Origin of the sequence: Chloroflexus aurantiacus J-10-fl, from assembly GCF_000018865.1 — a bacterium.
Taxonomy (GTDB): domain Bacteria; phylum Chloroflexota; class Chloroflexia; order Chloroflexales; family Chloroflexaceae; genus Chloroflexus; species Chloroflexus aurantiacus.
Genome location: NC_010175.1, coordinates 1,366,457 through 1,387,528 on the forward strand (window position 1 = coordinate 1,366,457; position 21,072 = coordinate 1,387,528).

General features: G+C 59.1%; 19 protein-coding genes. 5 read left to right on the plus strand and 14 right to left on the minus strand.

Going from position 1 to position 21,072, the window contains the following annotated elements; translation table 11 throughout:
- Positions 1 to 994: 994 nt before the first annotated feature.
- The 5 genes from CAUR_RS05155 to CAUR_RS05175 all read right to left on the minus strand — a co-directional run bounded on the left by CAUR_RS05155 (position 995) and on the right by CAUR_RS05175 (position 5,179).
- Positions 995 to 2,041: a glycosyltransferase family 4 protein gene (locus CAUR_RS05155; RefSeq protein WP_012256870.1), complete on the minus strand. Its 1,047-nt coding sequence runs from the start codon at positions 2,039 to 2,041 to the stop codon at positions 995 to 997.
- Positions 2,038 to 2,415: a hypothetical protein gene (locus CAUR_RS05160; protein ID WP_012256871.1), complete on the minus strand. Its 378-nt coding sequence runs from the start codon at positions 2,413 to 2,415 to the stop codon at positions 2,038 to 2,040. The genes CAUR_RS05155 and CAUR_RS05160 overlap by 4 nt, the downstream gene beginning before the upstream one ends.
- Complete coding sequence (locus CAUR_RS05165; protein WP_012256872.1) at positions 2,412 to 3,320, minus strand: AAA family ATPase; 909 nt, start codon at positions 3,318 to 3,320, stop codon at positions 2,412 to 2,414. The genes CAUR_RS05160 and CAUR_RS05165 overlap by 4 nt, the downstream gene beginning before the upstream one ends.
- Positions 3,321 to 3,383: 63 nt before the next feature.
- Positions 3,384 to 4,052, minus strand: coding sequence for a TIGR04283 family arsenosugar biosynthesis glycosyltransferase (locus tag CAUR_RS05170; RefSeq protein WP_012256873.1), 669 nt, complete (start codon positions 4,050 to 4,052; stop codon positions 3,384 to 3,386).
- A gap of 20 nt (positions 4,053 to 4,072) precedes the next feature.
- Positions 4,073 to 5,179 carry a TRM11 family SAM-dependent methyltransferase gene (locus tag CAUR_RS05175; RefSeq protein ID WP_012256874.1) on the minus strand — a complete coding sequence of 369 codons (1,107 nt, stop codon included), beginning with the start codon at positions 5,177 to 5,179 and terminating at the stop codon, positions 4,073 to 4,075.
- Positions 5,180 to 5,314: 135 nt separating this feature from the next.
- On the opposite strand from CAUR_RS05175, the gene CAUR_RS05180 reads away from it, so the two are divergent.
- From CAUR_RS05180 to CAUR_RS05190, 3 genes are all read left to right on the plus strand, one after another.
- Positions 5,315 to 5,947 (plus strand): uracil-DNA glycosylase, encoded by a 633-nt coding sequence (locus tag CAUR_RS05180; protein ID WP_012256875.1) that lies wholly within the window; start codon positions 5,315 to 5,317, stop codon positions 5,945 to 5,947.
- Between the two features lie 36 nt (positions 5,948 to 5,983).
- Positions 5,984 to 6,571 carry a hypothetical protein gene (locus CAUR_RS05185; RefSeq protein ID WP_012660581.1) on the plus strand — a complete coding sequence of 196 codons (588 nt, stop codon included), beginning with the start codon at positions 5,984 to 5,986 and terminating at the stop codon, positions 6,569 to 6,571.
- Between the two features lie 154 nt (positions 6,572 to 6,725).
- Positions 6,726 to 8,396: a ribonuclease J gene (locus tag CAUR_RS05190; protein ID WP_012256877.1), complete on the plus strand. Its 1,671-nt coding sequence runs from the start codon at positions 6,726 to 6,728 to the stop codon at positions 8,394 to 8,396.
- A gap of 47 nt (positions 8,397 to 8,443) precedes the next feature.
- On the opposite strand, the gene dcd is transcribed toward CAUR_RS05190, so the two are convergent.
- The 4 genes from dcd to serC form a co-directional block, all read right to left on the minus strand.
- Entirely contained in the window at positions 8,444 to 9,004 is a 561-nt protein-coding gene (dcd, locus tag CAUR_RS05195; RefSeq protein WP_012256878.1) for a dCTP deaminase, read from the minus strand.
- Positions 9,005 to 9,103: 99 nt separating this feature from the next.
- Positions 9,104 to 10,204, minus strand: coding sequence for a glycosyltransferase family 4 protein (locus CAUR_RS05200; protein WP_012256879.1), 1,101 nt, complete (start codon positions 10,202 to 10,204; stop codon positions 9,104 to 9,106).
- A gap of 168 nt (positions 10,205 to 10,372) precedes the next feature.
- On the minus strand, positions 10,373 to 10,753 hold the full coding sequence (locus CAUR_RS05205) for a VOC family protein (protein WP_012256880.1): 381 nt from the start codon (positions 10,751 to 10,753) through the stop codon (positions 10,373 to 10,375).
- Positions 10,746 to 11,828: a 3-phosphoserine/phosphohydroxythreonine transaminase gene (gene serC, locus CAUR_RS05210; protein WP_012256881.1), complete on the minus strand. Its 1,083-nt coding sequence runs from the start codon at positions 11,826 to 11,828 to the stop codon at positions 10,746 to 10,748. The genes CAUR_RS05205 and serC overlap by 8 nt, the downstream gene beginning before the upstream one ends.
- A gap of 86 nt (positions 11,829 to 11,914) precedes the next feature.
- Here serC and CAUR_RS05215 point away from each other — a divergent pair, with 86 nt between their 5' ends.
- Entirely contained in the window at positions 11,915 to 13,198 is a 1,284-nt protein-coding gene (locus tag CAUR_RS05215; protein WP_012256882.1) for an NAD(P)/FAD-dependent oxidoreductase, read from the plus strand.
- 74 nt (positions 13,199 to 13,272) lie between these two features.
- On the plus strand, positions 13,273 to 13,887 hold the full coding sequence (locus CAUR_RS05220; RefSeq protein WP_012256883.1) for an SH3 domain-containing protein: 615 nt from the start codon (positions 13,273 to 13,275) through the stop codon (positions 13,885 to 13,887).
- Positions 13,888 to 14,247: 360 nt separating this feature from the next.
- Here the strand turns inward: CAUR_RS05220 and CAUR_RS05225 are convergent, their stop codons facing one another.
- The 5 genes from CAUR_RS05225 to CAUR_RS05245 form a co-directional block, all read right to left on the minus strand.
- Positions 14,248 to 15,498 (minus strand): ABC transporter permease, encoded by a 1,251-nt coding sequence (locus tag CAUR_RS05225; protein ID WP_012256884.1) that lies wholly within the window; start codon positions 15,496 to 15,498, stop codon positions 14,248 to 14,250.
- Between the two features lie 36 nt (positions 15,499 to 15,534).
- Entirely contained in the window at positions 15,535 to 16,338 is an 804-nt protein-coding gene (locus CAUR_RS05230; RefSeq protein ID WP_012256885.1) for an ABC transporter ATP-binding protein, read from the minus strand.
- A 24-nt stretch (positions 16,339 to 16,362) separates the two neighbouring features.
- Positions 16,363 to 18,123 carry an efflux RND transporter periplasmic adaptor subunit gene (locus CAUR_RS05235; protein ID WP_012256886.1) on the minus strand — a complete coding sequence of 587 codons (1,761 nt, stop codon included), beginning with the start codon at positions 18,121 to 18,123 and terminating at the stop codon, positions 16,363 to 16,365.
- Complete coding sequence (locus tag CAUR_RS05240; protein WP_012256887.1) at positions 18,120 to 18,764, minus strand: TetR/AcrR family transcriptional regulator; 645 nt, start codon at positions 18,762 to 18,764, stop codon at positions 18,120 to 18,122. The genes CAUR_RS05235 and CAUR_RS05240 overlap by 4 nt, the downstream gene beginning before the upstream one ends.
- A 1,142-nt stretch (positions 18,765 to 19,906) precedes the next feature.
- Complete coding sequence (locus CAUR_RS05245) at positions 19,907 to 20,242, minus strand: zinc-ribbon domain containing protein (RefSeq protein WP_012256888.1); 336 nt, start codon at positions 20,240 to 20,242, stop codon at positions 19,907 to 19,909.
- Positions 20,243 to 21,072 lie beyond the last annotated feature (830 nt).

Here is a 21,072-nt window from a genome sequence, read left to right on the forward strand (position 1 = left end):
GACCGACACATTCATGCATGCAGGTGACACACACGGCACGTCGCGAATAGGACGGATAGTTATGGTTGGGGATGGGAATGACCTGATCGGTACGTGTCGAAATGCAGGCCGCTACAGGTTGCGGGTGCGCCGGATGCGCACGCTGCCAGGGTGAGAGTGTGCATGCGCTCCTCACGCGGTTCGTGTCGAGGGCGTGAGCTGATGCGTGCCGGCGGCGCACGCTGCCAGGATCAAATCAGGTACAGTCCAACGCCTGGCACGCGACCCACAACGCACCCTTTACCCCCCCTCGTTCACCGCATCCCTCGGATGTCAAACGGGCACATGCACCGCCTGTAGGGGCGGGTTCAGAACCCGCCCCTACGGAGCTATGCATTACCCACAACGCTATAGGTGCCATCTGCGCTTCTCATCAGGGACTATCGCCGCCTGTGTTCCCCCGGGCATCACTGCTCGGTACCAGCCCTGTCGTGATGCCGAAGCTATCCGGTTCATCCGCCCGTCGCCACAGGGATCACCGACGACACCCGGATGGACACCGTGGTGGCACACGGAGGTATCTTGCGGGATAGGTCAGGACTGGTGCTTCCCAGACAGGCGCTCATCCCCGCCGTGGGCACTGCTGCACCCTGATCGGGCATCACCGGGTGCCAGCCAGCGACGATTGTCGTGCCGTGGATGACGGCAGCATCCCGTACCGGCAGTGGTAGGGGCGCACGGCCGTGCGCCCCTACCGGACACGGCCAAGGCGATCCCTGGTGGCCCGTGATACACCGATGCATCGTATCGACTACTAGGTGACTTGTGGGTAATGCATAGCCTACGGAGCGAGAGGTGAGAAAGCCGGGCATGCAGTACTCACACACCATCTTACATCTACCCCTATTTCCTCTTCCCTCTCTCCTATTTCCTATCTCCTCCCTCCTATTTCCTATCTCCTCCCTCCTATTTCCTATCTCCTCTCTCCTATTTCCTATCTCCTCTCTCCTATTTCCTATCTCCTATTTCCCCCCAACAACGCCCCAATCACCCGATCCCACGTAATACCATCCACCAGCGGCCTGCCGGCACGACCGAGGCGTGCGGCAAGGGCAACATCACCGGTCAGTTGATCAAGATGACCGGCAATCGCTGCCGGGTCGGGCGGTGAAACGAGGCCATTTTCCCCGTGGCGGACGAACTCCAACACGCCACCCGCATCGTCGGTAGTGATGACGGGGCGAGCGGCACCGAATGCCTCGACCGTCGCAAAGCCGTAATCTTCATCAACCGGTGCGTAGTAGACGGCTCTGGCGTGGGCGTAGAGGTCAATCAACTCGTCGTCCGGCACAAAACCGCGAAAACTGACCCGATCACCCAGCCCGTAGTCGGCAGCCAGACGCTGCAACCGTTCGCGATCAGGGCCGGTGCCGGCGATGATTGCCCGGACTGGCGAGGCAGTCTGTGCCAGCGCCGCCAGGAGCAGGTCGATCCGCTTGGCCCGATCAAGCCGGGCCGGAGAGAGGATGTAGTCGCCGTAGTCACCTGCCCACAATTTGCCAGCGTAGCGACTGGGCGGGTAGAGTGGTGTGCTGCTCAGGCCGTTGAAGCGTTCGAGACGCCGACTGACATTGTGCGAGATCGTGAAACGGGCCTGGCATTCGTTGAGGGCCCGGCTATCAATCCGAAAGATCTGCTCGCGGACTGCCCGGTGTGAAGGCGAACCGTCAAAATCGCTCAACGGCGTTCCATACCAGTCGTAAGCCTGCCGGTGCTGATGTACCAGCCAGAGCACTTTGCGGGCGTGGCGGATCAGGTACGACGGGAATTTGGTTGCAATCACCAGATCAACCGGCTCGCCGTTGACGTGACTGATGTCGAGCAGGCGCCAGGCCAGGGCACTGTCGATGATGCGTTCTACCGGATGCCACTGAAACGGCAGCGCGACCACATCAACAGTATGGCCGCGGCGCTGCAACTCATCGCGCAGGCTTTCAACCAGATATTCAGCGCCACCACGAACGAACGGAACTTGCGTGGCACAGATCAGAATACGACTCATGATGACGATTGTTCTATCTGGTTGCGCAGGGCAGTCAGTTCGGCACGCAAAGCGGCGTTCTCGGCGGCTAACAGGCGGATAGCCCGCGCCGCGGTATCGTTGAACGAATTTTGTTGTTCGACAATCGGGTTGATGTACCAGCGCAGATAGCGCCGTACCACTTTGTTGATCAACGCCACGACCTGCTCAAGCGGATTGCGGCCTTCCAGCGGCCAGTGGGCGCTGACAACCCGGGTGTACTCTAGCTCTTCCAGCACACGCTGCAATTCACGTTCGGTCGGTGTCGGTTCGGCTGCCGGCAATGCAGCCCGCCGGGCACGCACCTCGGCCCGCAACGCAGCCAGGGTCGCTGCGACATCGATCTCTGCGCTCATGCCACCCCCACACTTGCGCGTTTCAGTAGCTCGTTCAGGCGTTGACCACGAACCTGAGCGATGTCGTCTTGATACTTCAAAATGGCACCGAGCGTATCCTCGACCGCCTGCGGCGTCAGTTCGGTTTGATCAAGCGCCACCAGAGCAGTCACCCAATCGAGGGTCTCGGCGACGCCGGGCAATTTGTAGAGGTCCATCCGGCGCAACTCTTGCACCACCAGCACGACTTGCCGCGCCAGCCGCTCGCTGGCGCCAGGAACACGAGCCTTGACGATCTGTATCTCTTTGTCAAGAGTCGGATAATCCACCCAGTAGAACAGACAACGGCGCTTCAGCGCATCGTGTACTTCACGGGTGCGGTTAGAGGTGATGATCACCGTTGGCGGTACTTCGGCCCGGATGGTGCCGATCTCAGGAATTGAGATTTGCCAGTCGGAGAGCAGCTCAAGCAGAAACGCCTCAAACTCCTCGTCGGCGCGATCAAGTTCATCGATCAGGAGAATAGGTGGTTGATCACCGCGTGCCTCGATTGCCTGCAACAAAGGCCGCTTGATCAGAAACTCCGGGCCAAAGATGCTTTGCTGGGCTGCGGTGTTCTGGGCGGCCCCCTGCGCTTCCAGCAGGCGAATTTGCAGCATCTGCCGGGCGTAGTTCCATTCGTAGATGGTGGTATTGACATCCAGCCCTTCGTAGCATTGCAGGCGAATCAGTTCTCGCCCCTGCATGCGGGCCAGGGTTTTGGCAATCTCGGTCTTGCCGACACCGGCCTCACCTTCCAGCAGGAGCGGCTTGTTGAGCTTCAGGGCCAGAAAGATCGCAGTTGTCAGCGCACGGTCGGCAATGTAGGCATGCGCGGCAAGCGCAGCCTGTAGTTCGTCAATTGTCGCGAAAGAGGTATACGTCATAAGGTACGTGCTCCCGGCGTAATGTTTCTCATTGTATTGTACACCGACTCACCGGCCCGCCATTCAACGGTACTGACGGGCAATTTCGTAAGGTGATACTCCGACCAGATATTGCAACCAGAGCCAGAAATCGTGGAGCAGTTGACGGACAATGCCGTTGGCGCGGAAGCGGCGGGCCGACGTTACGACTTGCGCCGGCACCACGTGAACCCGCGTCACAGCGCGCGCCCGCCGGAAGAGTTCGACATCTTCAAAGAGGGGCCAATCGGGGAATCCACCCAGTGCCGCGAAGAGATCACGCCGCAACACCATACACTGGTCGCCGTAGCTGGTAAGCAGAGAGTCGAACCACATTAACCGTGCGGCCAGGGCCAGCAGCCAATCGGGATCGTCGAACGAGAGACGGAATTTGGCTATCTGTACCTGTGGATCGGCGAACATTGCCTGCAACAACGTAAACGCATTGGCCGGCAAGCGCGTATCGGCGTGCAGAAAGACCAGCAGATCACCACCGGCCAGCGCAGCACCGGCATTGAGCTGACGACCACGACCACGCGGCGCGTTCACCACCTTCGCTCCGGCAGCCCATGCCAGTCGCGGTGTATCATCTTCACTCCCGCCATCGGCAACAATTACCTCGACTGTCGGATCGATCTGGCGTACTGCCTGGATACAGGTGGTGATCTGGGCAGCTTCGTTCAGTGCCGGAATGATCACACTTATCTTGAGCATAGCTCCTCCTGGCGAGAAGGTCAGCGGCGCTGGAACAGAAACAGATATTCGTGTTTGAAGACGTAAAAACCACCGGCCAGGGCCCGGTACCGCCACAGTTCGTTGCTGCCCCGCTTGCCCTGGGTGCCGGTAATATTCTTGACGATGATACTCTTCAGGCGAAAGCCGCAGGAGCGCACGGCTTCCATTGCCTGAAAACCGAGCGGATACCACTCGCCATGCCGGTACATGTCGCCGATGACCAGCACCAGATAGCGTTCGTGATCCAGCAGCCCGGCAATCCGTTCGGTCAGGATGGTCAGGCGCTGGAGAAACTCATCGACGGTCGGGGCATTCGAGAGATCGCGTGGATCGTCACTAAACCGGATAATGTCGTGGTAGGGTGGGTGGAGCAAGACCAGTTGTACCGTACTGGTACCGTAACGTCGCAGCAGATCGGCAAAATCCACCGTCAGACTATCGCCCTGCTCGATAACCGCAACAGTCGGATGTGGAGTCGGCTCGGCAGCCAGCAACTCCTCGACATGGCGCACCATCGCCGGCTGAAGTTCCACCCCTATCGCATTACGGCCCAGACGTCGGGCTTCGATCAGCGTTGTTCCTGAGCCGGCAAACGGGTCAAGCACCCATTCACCAGGGCGGGTGTAGCGACGGATGAATTGATGGGGAATCTGCGGGACGAAATTCCCCCAGTAGTCGGCGCGGTGAACACCGGAGCCATCACGGCGCTCGATTAACCAGAGGCTATCGGTCAGAATGTCGTCATATTCTTTCCAGCGCCGCAAATCGATATCGCTGTCCGGCGCAAAGCGCGGGCCGTCCAACGAGCGTTGCAGGCGGTTAAGGTAGTAATGTGCCCGCTCCAATGTTTGGGCGGCAGCGATCTGTTCCAGTTCCGCCTGCAAAACCTCTGGCGTAAAGCGGATGGCCTGATCATCGGCAGCGTGCAATGGATCGTGTTCGTCCAGCAACCGCTGTTGCACCTGTTCCAGTCTGATCCGCAGTTCACCTGGGGTTGGCGCAGCGAACAACCAGGCGATCACCGCCGTCAACTCCGCTCGATTAAGCAACCACTGGGGCGAATCCGCATGAGACGGCGACTGGGCCGAGGACGAACGTTCTGTCATGGGCGACTATTCCTGTCGGGCAAATCGGCTATTACTGGTAGTGTAGCATAAAATCAGCCGGATCGAAAATCTGCAACCATCCGATTGGTATGCTATAATATAAATTGGTAAAGCTGAACATGCGAGGGTAAGCGCGTGACAGCCGATCATACACTATTTGCTATTGCGCAAGAGGTGCAACACTGCACCGCCTGTAATCTGCACAAAGGACGTACTCGTGCGGTGCCCGGCGAGGGGCCGGCAAACGCACGTATTATGTTGATTGGCGAAGGGCCGGGCTATCACGAAGACCGGCAGGGTCGTCCGTTTGTTGGCCCTTCTGGCCAGTTCCTGACCGACCTGCTGGCCCTGGCCGGTCTGCGGCGCGACGAAGTGTATATTGCGAATGTTGTGAAATGTCGTCCGCCCCAGAACCGTGATCCCGAACCAGAAGAAATTGCGACGTGTACGAAACTGTTTCTGATGCGCCAGATTGCGGCCATTGATCCGGCAGTGATTGTGACGCTAGGGCGCTTTTCGATGGGTCTGTTTTTGCCCGGTGAACGGATTTCGCGGATTCACGGTCAACCGCGTTATGTTCAGGGGCGATTAATCGTGCCGATGATCCACCCGGCGGCTGCGCTTCATCAGCCGCAGAACCGGCCATTGCTCGAAGCCGATTTTCGCCGCCTGCCCGACATTCTGGCCGAAGCCGAGCGGCAACGAAAGATGGCTTCGACTCCAGCACCACAGCCCGACGAGCCGCCAGAGCAACTCCGTCTCTTCTGACCATTGGCCGCAAGTCGCCAGCAATGCGACGATTCAATGTCACAGAACTATCGCCTCGCGCCGGCAGGACGGCGTGACAACCTATTGATGATTGCCGTGGCAATGATCCTCTGGGTCTTTGCGGTGTGGAGTATTTCCAGTACGCTCCGGCTGAGTCTGCATCCCGCCGCATTTCTGTCTGATCTGCAACGGCTTCTGGCCCAACCGCCGGCACTTGAGCAGACTGTGCCGGCACTGCTGATGCTGGTGCTGGTTGTGGCCACACCCCTGCTGATCTGGAACCTGATCGCCGAATGGGACGCGACGTTTCGCCCGGAAGCAGAGGGACTTCAGTACGAAACGCTGGGTGTTCGTTTGTGTTATCCCTGGCACGTGATGAGTGCTCTTCAGCCACACCCGGTGACACCCGATGAAGCGGCTGTGATTCTGTGCTGGTACGATCCGGCTGAGACGATAGCCAATCCGCTGCGCCGCTGGCTGCATCGCCAGACCCATGGCCGCCAACGCCTGATCATTGGTGCCGGGATTGAACGACGGGCGGAACTGATCAGGGTCATTCAAGAAGAAATGGTGCGTGTGCGATCACGCGCTACGACAGACGCAGTACATGCGCCGGCATCTTGATGCCGACAACAACCAAAAGGGACGTTCAGGGTTCGGGTATGCCCTGTCAATATACGTGCGTAAGGCGCCTGCGCTGGAGCGCCTTTGTAAGCGAATATCTGGATACAACAGAAAGGAGTAGGGATCGTCTGCACAACGATCCTGGTAGAAATCTATGGCCAAACAACGTCTCCGTGTGATTCCACTCGGTGGCGCCGGGGAGGTCGGTCGGAACATGTGGGTGGTCGAGTATGGCGATGACATCGTCATTCTTGACTGTGGTGTCATGTTTCCCGATGCCGATATGCTCGGTGTTGATCTCGTGTTGCCCGACATTACCTACTTACGCGAGAAGACGGATCATATTCGCGGTATTCTCCTCACCCACGGTCACGAAGACCATATCGGCGCCGTGCCACATCTGATCGCCGATTTAGGTTTTCCACCGATCTACGGTACCAAACTGACCCTGGGCCTGCTTGGCAATCGGTTGCGCGAACATCGTTTGCACGATAAGGTGACGACCGTTCAAATCAATGAACGGGTGCCGTTTCAGGTTGGTCAGTTCAATGTCGAAGCCTTCCACATTGCCCACTCCATCCCCGATGCAGTCGGGTTTGCCATTACCACACCTGCCGGTCTGCTGGTCTACCTGACCGACTGGAAGCTCGATCACACGCCGGTTGATGGCCGACCAACCGATCTGGAGAAGATTGCCGAACTTGGTAATCGCAAGCCGCTGGTGCTGGTAACCGATTGTGTACGGGTTGAATCAAAAGGCTACACCCCCAGTGAAGCGACTGTTGGTGAAGCCTTTGATAATATCTTCGCTACCGCACCGGGCCGGATCATTGTCGCAACCTTCGCCTCAAACATCAGTCGAGTGCAGCAGGTAATCGACTCGGCAGAGGCGTATGGCCGTAAAGTGATGCTGGCCGGGCGGAGTATGGAGACCAATGCCCGCATCGCCTTCGAGTTAGGCTATTTGCGGGCCGATGAGAGCACCATCATCCGTCCGCACGAAATGTCGGCCTACCCCGACGAGGAGATTGCCATCGTCTGCACCGGTAGCCAGGGTGAGCCAATGTCGGCCCTTAACCGCATGGCCAACCGTGACTATCCGAATGTCAAGATCAAACCCGGCGACACCGTAGTGCTCTCGGCTACGCCGATTCCCGGCAACGAGGTGAGTGTCAATAAGGTGATCAACAACCTCTTCAAGCTGGGGGCTGATGTGATTTATGGCCCTGAAGCACGGGTCCACGTCTCCGGGCACGCCGCGCAGGAAGAGTTGAAGCTGGTGCTGGCGTTGCTGCGCCCCAGTTACATTGTGCCCTTCCACGGCGACTATCGCCACCTGATGCTTTACCGCAAGCTGGCGACAACAATTGGCGCGGTGCCCGACAGTGAGCGGGTGCTGCTGGCCGAAGGGGGCACGATTATGGAGTTCTCCCCCGGCTTCGGTAAGATTACCGGCAAGGCCCCGGTTGGGTATATCTACGTTGATGGTACGACGGTTGGTGATGTGGGCAATGTGGTTGTCCGTGATCGCCAGTTGCTGGCTAAAGACGGTATGCTGATCGTGGTGGTGAGCATTGATAGCGCCACCGGTCAGCTCGTTGCCGGGCCAGACGTGGTCTCGCGTGGCTTCGTCTATATGCGCCAGAGCCAGGATTTGATCGAGGCCACCAAAGAAACGGTGCGCGCTGCCCTGGCCAACCGCAATGGCAGCAACCCGGTGGACGCAGCCTACATCAATCGCAAAATTCGCGATGTGGTGAGCGAATTCCTCTACCGCGAGACGCGGCGGCGGCCAATGGTACTGCCGATGGTTATGGAAGTGTGATTGTGGTTGCGAGCGAGACGTTGTGGTTGCCACAACGTCTCGCGGCTTTACGGATCGATCCGCGGCAGCACGATCCCCGTCTGTCCCTGATATTTACCCTTCTTGTCGGCATACGACACCTCGCACGGCTCGTCACTCTCCAGGAACAAGACCTGCCCAATGCCCTCGTGCGCGTAGATGCGCGCCGGGAGCGGGGTCGTGTTGCTAATTTCAATCGTGACATGGCCTTCCCATTCCGGTTCGAGCGGGGTAACGTTGATGATGATGCCGCAGCGGGCATACGACGATTTGCCGATCACGATACAACTCACCGTGCGGGGAATGCGAAAATACTCCAGCGATTGCGCCAGCGCAAACGAGTTCGGTGGAATATCGACGTAATCGGCACGAATATCAACAAAGGAGCGCGGATCAAATTGCTTCGGATCGACAAGGGCGTTGTAGACATTGGTGAAGACTTTGAAGTGGTCGGTGACGCGCATGTCGTAACCATACGAGGTCAGACCATACGAGATGACCCCCCGGCGTACCTGGTGATCAACGAACGGCTCAATCATGCCGTGTTCGAGTGCCATACGGCGAATCCAGCGATCTGATTTAATTGGCATCGGTGACTCCTTACGGTTGGTGAATGCTGCTTTCCAGCATACAATCTCTGCCTGAAAAGAACATTACAGCTCGATTTTTATTCAGGTACTGCTCGCCGCTCATCGCGCCATCTCCTCGTAGACGGCGACGTGACGACGGGCGATGGCTGCCTGTGTGAACGAATCCAGCACCCGTTGCCGTCCGCGCCGGCTCAGGTCGTGCCAGAGATCGGGATGTTCGATCAAGCGCATAAGTGCTGACTGCAACGCAGCGACATCGCCTTCGGGAAAGACGATCCCGGCGTCGCCGATAACGTGCGGGATTTCGCCACACGTCGATCCAATCACCGGCACGCCACAGCTCATCGCTTCAATCAATACCCGCCCAAACTGCTCTTTCCAGTTGGCCTGTGTGCGCGACGGCAAGACCAGCACATCAAGATCACGCATCGCTGCCGGCACCGCAGTACTGCTCACTGCCGGCCTGATCTCAAGCCGCTCGCTCACCCCCAGTTCTGCCGCCAGTTTTTGCAAGCGTGTGCGCTCGATCCCATCACCGATCAGCCGCAGCCGGACACTGGACGGCAGACCGGCCAGCGCCTGCACCAGATCGGCTACCCCTTTTTCCGGCACCAGCCGGCCAACGTAGCCGACAATAAAGGTTGAGCGCCGGCGCTCTGCATCACGTGGCGTGAAGAGGTCGGGATCAACCCCAAACTGGGGGATAATGCTGAGCGGCCCTTTGTAGCCGTGACGGCGTAAAATGGCTGCCGCTTCCTGGTTCCCGGCAATCGCGTGCGCGGCGTGGCGCAGGTTGTAGCGTTCAAACCAGGAGAACGGTGGTGGGTAGCGCCGATCAATGTTGGCCCAGTTGTAGAAACAGCACCGTGCACCGACCGCCAGTCCGACCCGCATGGCCAGAAAGGTAGCGAGGTTAAAACTCTCTTCATCAATGTGGAAGACCTGTGGCCGCAGGCGGGCGAGCAGCGGACGTAAGCCGGGGTAGAAATGAATATGATGATGACCATTCCAGACAATAGGCACTGTGAGCAGGGTATAGCCGTCGGTGAAGCGCCGTTCAAGAGGGATAAGTCCAACCCGCGGTTCACGCCAGCCGTCTGGGGTCAGAACGGTCAACTCTACCCCAAGGCGAGCGATCTCCTCCAGCTTGCGCTGGTAGGCCCCGGCGACCACGGCCTTCGAGAGCATGACAACACGCATAAGCGAATATCTCGACGTAGTAGATAACCAGGTAAGCGATGTCCGGCCAATCCCGGTGGCATTATATCAAGTTCTTGCCCCACGAAGGGTGCGACCCGTGGATGGCAGCGGATGGGCATGGGCGGGGGCAGTCCAGCTTCTGGCCGGTCACAGATGGCTGAAACTGCGTCAACCCTCGTCGAACGGATGGAGAAACCGCTGCACTTCTAGCCGATAGCCATCGGGATCGCGGGCAAAGAAGTGGTAGATGCGATAGCGCGGGTTTTCGCGCGGTGGGCCGTCGGTGGCAATACCGGCGGCAACCAGCCGCTCGTAGATTGCATCAACCTCGCTGCTGACAATCGTCAGGATGAGACGGTCATCGGCAATCGCCGGCTCAGTGCGCTGACACAAACCGAGGTAACCACCCCGCGCTACCCGGTAGATATGAATCCCACCCTGATCCAGCACCAGCGGCAGGCCGAGTGCATCGGCGTAACACCGTGCACTCGCCTGCAAATCGGTGACCGGGATGAAGGTGATGGCTGCCGCGTAAGGATGCTCATCCATGGCGTTTGGCGAAGTCTTGCATAAAGTCGGCCAGGGCTGCCGCCGACTCCGGCGCGACCGCGTTGTACAGCGATGCGCGAATGCCGCCTACCGAACGATGACCGGCCAGCCCGACCATCCCGGCGGCCTGGGCTTCATTCAGAAATTGCTTTTCCAGTTCGGGCGTGGGCAGACGGAAGGTTACATTCATCAGCGAACGTGCTGCCGGCACCGCGTGACCGCTGTAGAAGCCATCGCTACCATCAATCGCGGCGTAGACCAGTGCCGCCTTGCGGGCGTTCCGTTCGGCCATCGCCGCCAATCCACCCTGATCCTTGATCCACTCCAACACCAGATTCACCATATACACCGCAAAGACGGGTGGCGTGTTGTAAAGCGAATTGTTTTTGGCGAACGTGGCATAGCGCATAATGACCGGCAGGTCTTTGCGTCCGCGCTCGATCATATCCTGCCGAATCACGACCACAGTAACACCCGCCGGCCCCAGGTTCTTCTGCGCACCGGCGTAGATCAGCGCGAAGCGCTGCGCCGGGAATGGCCGCGAGAGAAAATCACTGCTCATATCGGCGACCAGCGGTACCGAACCGAGATCGGGCAGCTCAGCCGGCCACTGCACCCCCTGAATCGTCTCGTTAGTGGTAAGGTGGAGATAGGCCGCCTGTGGGTCAGGCGTAATGGCATCGATGGACGGCAAACTGCGGTAGCCATCGGCGGCTGTGCTTGCCAGCAACCGCACCGCACCGACCCGCTGCGCCTCTTCATACGCCTTCTCGCCCCAGGTACCGGTGACGATATACTCAGCAGTGGCACCGGCAGGCAACAGGTTGAGCGGGATCAGGGCAAATTGCATCGAGGCGCCGCCCTGCATAAACAACACGCGATAATCGTCACCCAGACCCAGCAGCGCCTTCAGATTGGCTTCCGCTGCCGCATTGATTGCCTCGTATTCCTTGCTGCGATGACTTATTTCAAGAACGGACATCCCACAGCCGTGGTAATCAGCCAGTTCCGCCTGCGCACGTGCGATTACGTCAGGCGGCAACGCTGCCGGGCCGGGATTGAAGTTGTGAATCATGATGTCCCCCTTTATCCTTTCGAGCAGGCTCGCTGTGAAACATAGTATACTCGAAATGGTAACGTGCTTACCTAGAAGGAAGGAGTATGCAGGTACTTGTTATCGGCGGCGGTGTCGCCGGTCTGGTGTGTGCGCGGACACTCCACCGCAAGGGGTATGAGGTAACTCTGATCGAAGCCACCGATGGTCTCGGTGGCCGGGTGCGTTCTGATCAGGTTGATGGCTTTATCCTCGACCGTGGCTTTCAGGTGCTCTTTACCGCGTATCCGGCGGTACAACGGCAACTTCAGCTCGCGGCGTTAGACCTGCGGGCATTCGATCCAGGCGCGATTGTCGTCTGGCAAGGCCGTCACTTCGTGTTAACCGATCCACTCCGGGATCGCGATCCTGCGGCACTGGCCGGAGCTGTACTGGCACCGGTCGTTCCCTTCAGCGATAAACTCCGCACCCTCCAGGTGGCGTTGCGCATGCGCCGGCACACGATTGATGACCTGCTGGCCGGCCCGGACCGCACCACGATTGAAGAGTTACGGGCACTGGGGTTTAGTACCCAGATGATTGACCGCTTCTTCCGCCCCTTCTTCGGCGGCATCTTTCTGGATCGTTCGCTACAAACCAGCGCCAAGTGCTTCCGGTTCAACTTCAAGATGATGAGCGACGGTGAGACGGTGGTGCCGAATCGGGGGATGGGCGCAATTGCCGAACAGCTCGCTACTGACTTGCGCACAGCCGGACGCATACGGCTCAATACACGGGCGGTGGCATTGGTAGAGGAATCTGGCAGGGTGTGCGGCGTGCGTCTCGCCGACGGCAGTACAATGATGGCCGACGCCGTCGTCCTGGCGACCCCGGCCCCCGAAACAGCCCGCCTCAGCGGTTTACCGATGCCGGAAGGCCAGCTCGGTTCGGCGTGTGTCTGGCTGGCCACCCGCCAGCCGCTGTATCGGGGCAAGAAGCTGATCCTGAATGCCGACGAAAAAGCCTTTGTCAACACCCTTGCCCCCATGAGTGCAGTGGCACCGGGCTATGCGCCCACCGGCTGGCATCTCTACGCCGCAGCGATCCTCGGCGTTCCCGAACAGGACGACAGCACGGTCGTCGCCCGCGCGATGGTCGATCTGAATCGCATGTTCATCAACGAAGCCACAGCCACCACTGCGCTGGCGAATGCCCGTATCCTGCGGGTTGACCGGATTCCGTTCAGTCAGTTCCGCCAACCACCCGGCCTGCACCCCAACCTGCCCGACAACCGAACCGAACGGCGTGGTCTGTATCTGGCCGGGGAAGTGACGGAAGCCAGTAGCATCAATGCTGCCCTGCTCAGTGGCGAACGTTGCGCAGAGGCGATCCAGGCCGATCTACCACGCTGACAACACGTCCGGGAACAGCTATAATGCATCTAACCGTAGATGCGGTGGCGGTGCGCAAGGGAAGGAGTCGTTCCATGATCAACTATGGCAGCAAGAAGGACGAGGGCGAGGCGGGCAAGGGGGTCGGCGAAGCACTGCGTTCGATGAGCGATCAGATCGGTCGCCAGGCGCAAGAGATTAAGCGGTTGCAGGAAGCACTTGAGGCAGCGCAGCAGGATGCCGCAGCCGCCGAACAGGCTCGCAAGGCATTGGCCGAGGCCGAAGCACGGCTGGCGCAGATGGAGGCTGAACTAAAACGGTTGCGCGATCAACAGGCCACAGCCAGTACCGGCGGCAAAACAGTGAGTCCAACGGCGTCCGCCACCGACATCGGTGGGGCCATCGGTGCGCTGGGCAGCAGTGGCGTGGTCAAGATCGGCCCCAGCACCCCGGCAGCCACCCCCACAACCGGCGGCTTACAGGTTGGTGGTGTGGCGTATGTGCAGAAGGCCGGCGGCAAGAATCTGCGCCTGCGCAGCGCCCCTGGCCTCGACTCAACCGTCCTCGACGGCCTGCCCCCCGGCACCCAACTCACGCTACTGGCCGGCCCGCAAGAGAAAGACGGTTATCCGTGGTGGCAGATTCGCACAACCGACGGGCGCGAAGGCTGGGTCGCCGGTACCGAACTGGTCACCAGCCCGGAAGGTTAAGACAGGGGTCGTCCGTCTACTGCCAGATAGGATGTAGTTACCTCGCGTGGGTTGGAGTGCGGGAGCGTGGCTTTTGCAGTTGCCATGCATGATACCGGGCAATGTCGCATCGGTTATTCTGCCGGTCACGGGGATAACATACGTTTTCAGGATCATCTGGCTGGGCGATGATGATTACTGAGATAAATCTGGTAGCCCCGCCTCACACCCGTAGCGGCGACGCATGCGTCGCCCCTGCAGGGAGGGGGCGGGTTCTGAACCCGCCCCTACGCACCGGTAACACACCTGAAAACGCTTCAGCACGAGGATCACCCCTGGCACACTGTTGAGCAAAATGTGGTGCAACGTCGCACCTGCTCGTCACTCATACCGCAACGCCTCAATCGGCGGCAACAGTGCGGCCCGGCGGGCCGGGTAGTAGCCGAACCCGATCCCGATCACCGACGCGAAGGTCAGGGCCAGCACGATGCCGATCCACGAGATGCCGGTGGCAATGCCGCTCACCGTGCTGATCAGCCAGACAATGCCGATTGCGCCGATCACACCGATTATACTGCCCACCAGACTCAGCGCCACCGCTTCCATCACAAACTGACCAAGCACATCGCCATCACTGGCCCCCAGTGCCTTGCGTACCCCAATCTCGCGGGTGCGTTCGGTGACCGCGACCAGCATGATGTTCATAATGCCAATGCCACCAACGACCAGACTGATCCCGGCGACTACGGCAATGAAACCGGTAATCGCGGTACTGATGCCGGCCAGCACGTTCAGCGCCTGCGTGGGGGTCTGGAGATCAAAGTCGTTGATGGCATCGGCGGGAACATTCCGCGCCGCCCGCAACGTGCGTTCGATCAAGGCCACCGCTTCGTTGACCTGCTGTTCACTCTGCAAGCCGAGCAGGATACTGCTCATTTGCAACCCGCGCCCCGGCAGGTCAAGATCGCCGATCAGCCGCAGCCGCATGGTGCTTACCGGGGTAAAAATGCGGCCATCGGTCGAGAACGGCCCGCCGTTTTCGTTGATAATGCCGATAATCTCAATCGGCTGGCCGTTCACCTCAATCGTTTGCCCAATAACATTCCGCAACGCCTCTTTGTCGGTGCCGAAGAGATCACGGGCCACCAGCCAGCCCAGCACCCCAACCCGCGCTCCGGTTGCTTCATCGGCGGGGGTTAAAAACCGACCGTGCAGCATCGGTGTGCGCTGAACCTGGGGATAGTCAGCACTGGTGCCAACCAGCAGGGTCTGCAAAGCGACCGTACCGGCCCGCGCCTGGGTGCTGACCGTGATTTCTGGCGCAATCGCCCGAAACAGATCAGGACGGTCAGCAACCAGTTGATTCAACACCTGAAAATCCTGGATCGAGAGCAGACCGTAGCCGGGCACATCACGGGCACCCTTCGCCCGCGGATCGCCCGGCGTCACGGCAATCCGGCGGGTACCCAGATCGACAAACTGTTCAAAGACCTGCCCCTGCAAGGCGTTACCCAGTGACAACACTGCAACCAGTGTCCCCGCGCCGATGATGACGCCGAGCATGGTCAGTAACGAGCGAAATTTATTAGCGCGCAGGCTGTCAAACGCCATTGCAATTAACTCAGTGAGCATAGTTCCCTCTCATCATGGTCTGGCCGTACCAGTGCATCAGGCGGCCTCGTCGGTTGGCTGACGCCGCACCGGAACCGGTACCGGCTCCAGATCACGACTCCGCTCAACCTCCTCCAGCACCTCAACCCCGTAGTATTCGCTCAAGATATTGTCAACCAGGCGTCCGTCACGCAGACCGATCACCCGATCCATGTGCCGGCCAATCTCCGGATCGTGGGTAACAATCACGATAGTTCGCCCCTGTTCGCGATTGAGCTGGCGAAAGAGCGCCATAATCTCGGCCCCGGTGCGTGTATCGAGGGCACCGGTTGGCTCGTCGGCCAGAATAATCGCCGGATCATGCACCAGTGCCCGCGCAATCGCCACCCGCTGCTTCTGCCCGCCCGACAGGGTGTTGGGCAGGTTATTGAGCTTGTGGCCCAGACCGACCGCTTCCAGAGCTGCGCGCGCCCGTTCGGCCCGTTCGCGCGCGCCGACCCGACCATACACCAGTGGCAACTCAACATTTTTCTGCGCCGTCAGACGGGGCAACAGATTAAAGTTCTGGAAGACGAAGCCCAGTTTCCGATTGCGAATCCGGGCCTGTTCCTGGCGGTTCAGGCGCGAGACATCAACGCCATCGAGGATATACTCGCCACTTGTCGGGCTGTCGAGCAACCCGATCAGCGTCATCAGCGTACTCTTACCACTCCCCGATGGCCCCATAATGGCGACCATCTCGCCCTCTTCAATTGTCAGGCTAATATCGTCCAGCGCAACAAATTCGCCATCGCCGGTTGGGAACGTCTTGCGAATATTGCGCAACTCAACAATTGGCCGGCCTCGATATTCAGTCGTCACAGTGGCACTCCTTCCAGGATTTGATTAGCGCACAACAACCTGCTCGCCTTCGGCCAGACCACTCTTGATTTCGACCAGACCGTTGGCCTGCAATCCAACCAGGACGGCCCGCTCGCTGATGGTGCGCTGCCCATTTTCATCGGTGGTGACAACCTGAACCATGGTCTTGGCACCTTCATTGCGAAGAGCAGTCACCGGCACCTGCAAGACATTGCTGCGCGTGGCGGCAATAATCGCAGCCGTGGTGGTCATCCCGGCACGCACCGGTTGACCGGACGGATCAAAGGCAACGGTCACGCGATAAGCGGTAACGGCACTGGTACCGGCGGGAAGCGGCTCGATGTTCACCACCTCACCGCGGAATGGCGGCCCCTGCAGAGCATCAACGGTCACCTCTACCGGCTGCCCAGGCGCAACCCGCGCCACATCAACTTCATCAACCGTCACTTTCACCAGATAGCGACTGACATCAATCAGGACAATCGGGGTCTGACCACTGACCGCTTCACCCGCCGAAACATTCACAGCGGCCACCACACCGGCAAATGGTGCGCGCAGCGTAGCCTCTTCCAGGCGGATGCGGGCCGCTTCGAGTTGCGCCTGAGCCTGGGCCAGGCGAGCTTCGGCGCGGGCCAGATCGCTGGCGCGTGGATCGGCAGTCAATTGGGCAAGACGGGCTTGCGCCGCAGCGAGTTGTGCCTGCTGGGCAGCAATCGCATTCTGCCGTGCCGCACCGGTCAGACGGGCCAGCTCGGCCTCGGCCCGCGCCAGTTGCGCCCGGGCCGCCGCAATGGCATCGCTGTCAGGGCCGGCCAGAATAGCATCGAGATCGGCTTTTGCGCTGGCTACCCGTGCCTCAGCCGCCGCCAGACCACTCACCTCATTTTGCACCGCCGTCTGATACGCGATTTGGGCCTGGGCTAATGCAGATTCTGCATCGGCCAATGTTCGTGCCGCTCGCTCGAACGCGCGTTCAAAATCGCGCTGCTCGGTCTCATTGAGAGAGCGTCCAGTGCGCGGATCGGTACCATTTGCCTTCACATGCTCCCAATTCCAGTAGGCATCACTGTATGCACTCTGAGCGTTACGCAAAGCATTGGCCTGAGCTTCTACTCGTGCCAGGGCCTCAGATTTAGCCGCCGAGAGCAGGTCGCGCTGCCGCTCAAGTTCGGCCTGGGCCTGCACCAGAGCTGCTTCAGCGCGCACCCGTTGCTCATTCGTAGCCCCGTTCAGCAACTTCTGCAAACGCTCACGGGCTTCGGTCACCGCAGCCTGCGCAGCCGCAATATCTGCCGGCGTCACATTGGTCTGCGTCTGCGCCAGCCCGGCCTGAGCAGCGGCGACCAGCGCCTCGGCCTCAGCCCGTTGTTCGGGCGTTGCCCGCTCGCGTAGCGCCTGCAAATCGGCCTGAGCCAGAGCAACGGCTGCCTCAGCCGCTGCCACATCGGCCCGCAACTGGCGGTCATCAAGGCGCAGCAACGGATCACCCGCCGCAACCTGCTGCCCGACCGTCACCAGCACCTCTTGCACCCGACCACCGAGCGTCAGGCTCAACTCAGCGGTCTGGTTCGGTTCAACCGAACCGGTAGCATTAACGGTCAACCGCAAATCGCCACGGGTTACCGGGGCCAGACTGAGACCGGCCAGCGGATCGGCCGTCGATGCGGCAGTGAAACGAACAACAACCGTCGCGATAACTGCAATCAAAAGGCCGGCCGCAATCCACACCGGCCAGGGGAGACGGGGTAAACCAAAACGCGGTCGAGACTGGGGTAACGTGCTCATGCCTGTACTGCTCCTGCTGAAGAATTGGGCGTAGTGGACTGGCCAACGCCGTGCAAAAAGAGATCGACTAACAGAGACGGGGAGACGCTACCCACCCACTGCGCCATCGGATTGGGGGGAGCCATCTCGTGAAAGGTTTCACAGAGACTGAGAAACAGCATCGCTGCTGTCGCCGCCGAAAGATCACTGCGGATCAAACCGGCGGCAATTGCTTCGTCCATCACCCGGGTAAGGGGGGCAAACAAATGCCGGTAAAAGGCAACACTCAACCTGGCCCGGGCCGCGTCACCGAGATGCTCCATCATCTCGTGGCGCATCATCCGCATATCGCCTTCATAGTCCATCAGCACCGTTGCCATAGCCTGAAGACGCTCGTTCAGTGGGCGGTCAGCGCCAACCAGATCGGTTAGCGGCTGGTGCATTGCTGCCAGCACACGCAACCCCATCTGCACAAAGAGTTCTTCCTTGTCGCTGAAGTAGTAGTAGAGGGTTGGCTTGGTAATACCGGCAACCTGAATAATGTCGTTGATCGAAACTGCCCGATAGCCACGCTGCATAAAGAGCTGCGCTGCCACATCGAGGATGCGGAGCGCGGTGGGGCTATCGCTAATACGCGGATCGGGCAGCAGGGTTTGTTCCATAACTTTCAACAGTCTCGTCTAACTAATTCTTACCGACCGGTAAGTAATATACCACGATGAACAATCATTGTCAATGCTTTGCAAATATTTTGTCGATAAATCCTTCAGGTGATACAAACGCTTGCGCGAAGACGTGAACCTTCAAATAACTCAAGTTGTCACCCGTGCTATGAGCAGGCTGTTGAGTCTGACTGTCAGGATGAATAACACGACGTTGCATTCAACACCGTATGGCGCAACCGCGTGAACGATGTGGATCGTAGCCAGTTCCTATGGATGTGTTATGTCACGCCTCACAGAAGCAACCCGGGTTATACTCATCCTCTGAGTCCTCTGTGCCTCTGTAGTGGTAAAGGTAGCAACTTGGGTTCGGATTTCATCCCCGTGCTGAAGTGCCACCCGCAAGCCGCCGGTAGGCCGTCGCAAACGCAGGCGCAATGATCGCTCCGGTGTGGCGTCAGCGTAATCGTTAGATTGCGAGCCGAGACTTCTATCACGCCAGATGCAATGTGGCACCAGGCGACGCGGGGATTGGCGCACAGAGTGGGGACGGAGGCGTTGGTGCAGGTGCGTCCTACCTGTCAGTATTTTTATTACCGAATTCTTATTGAATAGTCAGGACGACATTGGTGACATTGACACAGGTGAATCCTACCGCGGCGGTAGGGGCGACGCATGCGTCGCCCCTACTGACCATCGTTAGCGTAATCACATCTGACTCAACGGAAGGCATGAGCGGAAACACACCCCGCACTGACGACTCCCGCCCTCGGCGGGGGCAGGTTGGGGTGGGGGCATTCGTGCAGAGTGAGTCATACTGCGGCGGTAAGGACACCCGGCTGTGCGCCTCTACCATCGTTAGTGCAATCACACCACTGAGCGCTGCAATAGCGTGCGCAAGCAAGGGTTCCGCATTCACCGTGCTCGACTCCAGGCGTTGTTTGTACCGACCACGGATGCGACATCCGTGATCGCCACGATCATCTAGTCTTAGTCTGCGGAAGATGAATGCGATGACTTCCAGTAATCCGGTGAATCCTGGATGTGAGGAACACGGCTGTACCAACTGCACGAACGTGCAGAAAATGAAGGTGGACGCAGATGGAGCCTGCGCCCACCCTACTATTCTTCAGGGTCGATCCTTAAAACAACGACCGCTGATTACCGCGCATCTTACTGAAACACGAACTACAGTAGACGGGCTTAGTGCCGCGTGGTACGAATGGGACAGTCGTCTCTTGACCACAACTGGCGCACGTCACCCGATAATTAACACGCTCGCGATTCGCCGGAGCGGCTGTCGGTCGTCGCCGTTCAGACGCCTCGCTCATTTGAGACTTACGCGCCTTGCGGCAAGCCGGACAACGTACCGGCTCATTCACAAAGCCTTTGGCGGCGTAAAACTCTTGTTCTCCCGCTGTAAAGACGAAATCCATCCCGCAATCCCGACAGGTCAGGGTTTTGTCTGCGAAGCTCATGGCTCGCTACTCCTCTAGCACAACAACGAAGGGTTCGTGGCCGGTGTGGGGTTGCGTTGCGTCCGAACTCGACCGAGAGGAGGCTCAGAGGGGATCGCTAGCGCGTACCAGATCCGTACCATTCTTGAATATTGATTATACCAAATTTTGACTATTGTGAGAAGTTAGATTTTTGCATCTTCACTATCCTGGTGTCACATATTTGAAGTGTGGATGCAGTGCTTCCGCAACAACCGCATGACGGGGAACCGGGTGTGAAGACCATCTGGCGTGGGCTGCGCCGCCTGCACGACATCGTCGCTCGCCGGTAACTCCTACGCACAACTCCACCTGCTGCTGGTAACACATGATGTGATGTATGGGTAATGCATAGCCTGGCGAGGGCAGGTTGGGGGGCGATTCGAGAAAGACAATCTCATCGAGCACCACATTGGCTGCTGCCAGTACCACCCGCCACTTATCCAACTGTTCGATCCACAGCGGTTTCCGACGCAGAACGTGGGGTGAAGGTTAGGGTTGATGAGGCGGGGAACCCGCTTTGGGGCACGGCATGCCGTGCCCCTACGGGCGTCCAGCGATACATCATTCAGTGCAGCACCAGAGGTATTGCTGAATAGTAGCGGTACGGTATGCGCGGGACAACCCTGGTCGAGGCGATCTATACGCAGAAGCGCCGCATGCGTAGGGGCGGGTTTAGAACCCGCCCCTACGGTGTCATGGACGGAGGGATGGCAAGCGCCTTCGTCAGCGACTGGTGTCTCGCGATGGACTGGTGACGTGCAGCGTTGGACGAAATGAATTTCGTCAACGCCTGGACGGAGAACAGGAGC

Excerpts from the sequence above, each read along its gene's own strand:
- CAUR_RS05155 (WP_012256870.1), bottom strand. The coding sequence starts at position 2,041 with ATGAGTCGTATTCTGATCTGTGCCACGCAAGTTCCGTTCGTTCGTGGT.
- CAUR_RS05160 (WP_012256871.1), bottom strand. The coding sequence starts at position 2,415 with ATGAGCGCAGAGATCGATGTCGCAGCGACCCTGGCTGCGTTGCGGGCC.
- CAUR_RS05165 (WP_012256872.1), bottom strand. The coding sequence starts at position 3,320 with ATGACGTATACCTCTTTCGCGACAATTGACGAACTACAGGCTGCGCTT.
- CAUR_RS05170 (WP_012256873.1), bottom strand. The coding sequence starts at position 4,052 with ATGCTCAAGATAAGTGTGATCATTCCGGCACTGAACGAAGCTGCCCAG.
- CAUR_RS05175 (WP_012256874.1), bottom strand. The coding sequence starts at position 5,179 with ATGACAGAACGTTCGTCCTCGGCCCAGTCGCCGTCTCATGCGGATTCG.
- CAUR_RS05185 (WP_012660581.1), top strand. The coding sequence starts at position 5,984 with ATGTCACAGAACTATCGCCTCGCGCCGGCAGGACGGCGTGACAACCTA.
- CAUR_RS05190 (WP_012256877.1), top strand. The coding sequence starts at position 6,726 with ATGGCCAAACAACGTCTCCGTGTGATTCCACTCGGTGGCGCCGGGGAG.
- dcd (WP_012256878.1), bottom strand. The coding sequence starts at position 9,004 with ATGCCAATTAAATCAGATCGCTGGATTCGCCGTATGGCACTCGAACAC.
- CAUR_RS05200 (WP_012256879.1), bottom strand. The coding sequence starts at position 10,204 with ATGCGTGTTGTCATGCTCTCGAAGGCCGTGGTCGCCGGGGCCTACCAG.
- CAUR_RS05205 (WP_012256880.1), bottom strand. The coding sequence starts at position 10,753 with ATGGATGAGCATCCTTACGCGGCAGCCATCACCTTCATCCCGGTCACC.
- serC (WP_012256881.1), bottom strand. The coding sequence starts at position 11,828 with ATGATTCACAACTTCAATCCCGGCCCGGCAGCGTTGCCGCCTGACGTA.
- CAUR_RS05215 (WP_012256882.1), top strand. The coding sequence starts at position 11,915 with ATGCAGGTACTTGTTATCGGCGGCGGTGTCGCCGGTCTGGTGTGTGCG.
- CAUR_RS05220 (WP_012256883.1), top strand. The coding sequence starts at position 13,273 with ATGATCAACTATGGCAGCAAGAAGGACGAGGGCGAGGCGGGCAAGGGG.
- CAUR_RS05225 (WP_012256884.1), bottom strand. The coding sequence starts at position 15,498 with ATGCTCACTGAGTTAATTGCAATGGCGTTTGACAGCCTGCGCGCTAAT.
- CAUR_RS05235 (WP_012256886.1), bottom strand. The coding sequence starts at position 18,123 with ATGAGCACGTTACCCCAGTCTCGACCGCGTTTTGGTTTACCCCGTCTC.
- CAUR_RS05240 (WP_012256887.1), bottom strand. The coding sequence starts at position 18,764 with ATGGAACAAACCCTGCTGCCCGATCCGCGTATTAGCGATAGCCCCACC.
- CAUR_RS05245 (WP_012256888.1), bottom strand. The coding sequence starts at position 20,242 with ATGAGCTTCGCAGACAAAACCCTGACCTGTCGGGATTGCGGGATGGAT.